This window comes from Streptomyces sp. MI02-7b, from assembly GCF_033793585.1.
In the GTDB taxonomy this organism is placed as follows: domain Bacteria; phylum Actinomycetota; class Actinomycetes; order Streptomycetales; family Streptomycetaceae; genus Actinacidiphila.
Map to the genome: position 1 here is coordinate 1 of NZ_JARAWX010000065.1, position 2534 is coordinate 2534.

Sequence of the window (2534 nt, forward strand, 5' to 3'; positions counted from 1 at the left end):
CCCCCCTCAACGCCTTCCAGATCGCCTTCGAGGGCCGGCTCACCCCGGCCAACAACTGAACCTCAACCACCAAGATCAGCCGTTAAGTTGACACACCCCGCCTGACCTGCGCGAGGGGTGGTGGGGTGCACATAGAGGGTGTGTGAGGATGCGGGCGCTGTCATGTGCGTCGGATGACCAGCACGGCTACGTCGTCGGCATGGTCTACCGCGACCGCGGCGTCGAGGATGCGGTCGGCGGTCTCCTCGGCGTTCAGGCCGTCGCGGAGTGCCGTGCCGGCCAGTGTTCCGGCTCGCTCCAGTCCGGCTTCCAAGGTGAGGCCCGGTCCCTCGACCACGCCGTCGGTGACCATGATCAGCGCGCCGTCCTTGTCCAAGGTGAAGGTTTCCTCGCGGTACGCGGTGTCGGGCATGACTCCCAGGACCGGCCCGCCCGGCAGCTCGCGGATGCTGTGCCTGCCGTCCTTGCATGCGCACAGCACCGGCACGTGGCCGGCGCTGGTGCCGGTGACCTGTCCGTCGTGGGGGTCGATGTGCAGCATGGTGCAGCTGGCGAATCGTGCCGCGTCCGTCGTGACGAGAAGCTCGTTGGTGCGCGTCAGCACGGTTGCGGGATCCGGTTCGTGGGCGGCGATCGTGCGTATGGAGGCGCGTACCTGTCCCATGGCTACGGCGGCGTCCACGTCGTGCCCCTGGGCGTCGCCGATCTCCAGGGCGACCGCGCCGTCGGGCATCACGAAGACGTCGTACCAGTCTCCGCCAATATCTAGCCCGTCCCGGCTGGGTCGGTAGCGGGCGGCGACCTCCAGACCCGCGATGTGTTCGGGCAGCGTAGGGAGCATGGTCTTCTGGACGGCCGTGGCCAGCTCGACTCGCGCCTGCTGCAACCTGATGCGCCTCAGTGCCTGGCCCGCCAGGTCGGCCAGAGTACCCATGAGGGTCTGCTGATCCAGGGACGGGCGGTATCCGCTGTCGTAGAACACCATCCACGCCCCGAGTGTCTGATTGCCGGTTTCGCTGAGGGGCGTGATGGAGGTGGTGTAGTCGAAGCCGCGCCGGGCGAGCCACATATATCCGGCACCATGCGGCCAGCGGCGGACGTAGTCGTCCCGGTCGGCGATGAACTGCGGCCGGCCTTTGCGGATCGCCTCGGGCAGCGGGCTCGGTTGATCCAGCGGCAGGCCGTGCAGGGCTGCGACCTCGCACATGGCTACCCGAGCATCGGTGGAGACGTGCAGGCGGCCTTCCTCGACGAGTGCGAGCAGGGCACCGGTACCACGGAAGGTCGCGGCGAGCCGGGTCAGGACGACCTGCTGCAGCTCCTGCTCCGTGGCTGCGGTGATCAAGGCGGAGGAGAAGTCGGCAATGTCCTTGGCGCGCTGCCGCTCGGCAACCAGCGCAGCCTCCGCCTCCTTCTTGCGCTTCTCCTGCTTGGTGTCGTCGCGGACCACCCCGAAGACCCGCTCGGGGCCGCCGTACCCCAACTGGATCCGACGGGTCTTGGCGGCCAGTTGGTGCCAGCCATCGTGCTGGGTGAGGTACCGCAACCTCCCCCAGGGGGAGTGGGCAGGGGGCGGGCGCAGCAGTTGTCGCAAGGCGTCACGGTCGTCAGGGTGCACTGCCGAGATCAACTTGCGCAGCGACACGCTGGGATCTGGGAAGAGGGCGCCCAGGGCTGGTGCCCCGCCCAGCCACTCCAACTGACGATCCCGGGGTGAATACATCCACAGTCCGAGGTCGGCGGCCGTGGTGGCCAGCCGGAACGGGATCAGCAGGCTGGCCAGGTCGTTTCGCGAATCCAGTGCGTGTACCCAGACCAGTTGCTCATCACCGGCGGGATCCTTCACTTGCCGCGCCTCGATCAAAGAGGCAACGGATGCTCCGCCCAGCCCGGGGAACTCCAGCACCTGCATCGCAACCGTCTTCGTCTTGGCGGCGTGGAGCACGAGACCCTCGGCCGACATCCGCTGACTTGCGGGCCACAGATCACCAAAGTCACGTCCCCGGCACTCCTCCGCCGGCCTGCCGAGCGCCGTGGCCATCGCAGGGTTGAGGCTGCTGATGACACCGTCCAGCGTCAGAAGAGCCGCAGGGTCATCCCTTCGAAGGAGCTCGTCCGAGGCATCCATCTGCGGCTCCCTGGCAGGCAAATACCAAAACGGCCTATGCAGCTCTTTTAGCATATTACCGCGATCACATGCCCCACCGGACAAGTCCTGGCCTGCGAGAGCACGGTTTCCGTCGGACGGGGCATGAATAGCTCCGCCTCCCGGACGGGGTACCGCGAGGCGAAGCAGTTTGAGGGGCGGGTCAGACCTCGAAGTAGGCGACGACCACAATCGTTATCTAAGGTTCTGCATCAGCTTTAGTCACGTGAGAGATCTGCATCACTACATCGTGTGACTGTGGAGTATCTGCCGGTCGTGAGACACGTAGCTAGTGCGTTGACCACGAACGTTGCCGGGGTTGGTTAGGCGGCTTTGGGTCGTGGGCGGCCCCAGCGTTGTTGGCGTTCGCTGCGGATCTTGGCGCGTT

The 2534-nt window shown here is 66.4% G+C and carries 1 protein-coding gene; it reads right to left on the bottom strand.

Going from position 1 to position 2534, the window contains the following annotated elements:
• Positions 1 to 160: 160 nt before the first annotated feature.
• Positions 161 to 2128, bottom strand: coding sequence for a SpoIIE family protein phosphatase (locus PV364_RS41065; protein ID WP_319666052.1), 1968 nt, complete (start codon positions 2126 to 2128; stop codon positions 161 to 163).
• Positions 2129 to 2534: the final 406 nt, after the last annotated feature.

Excerpts from the sequence above, each read along its gene's own strand:
- PV364_RS41065 (WP_319666052.1), bottom strand. The coding sequence starts at position 2,128 with ATGGATGCCTCGGACGAGCTCCTTCGAAGGGATGACCCTGCGGCTCTT.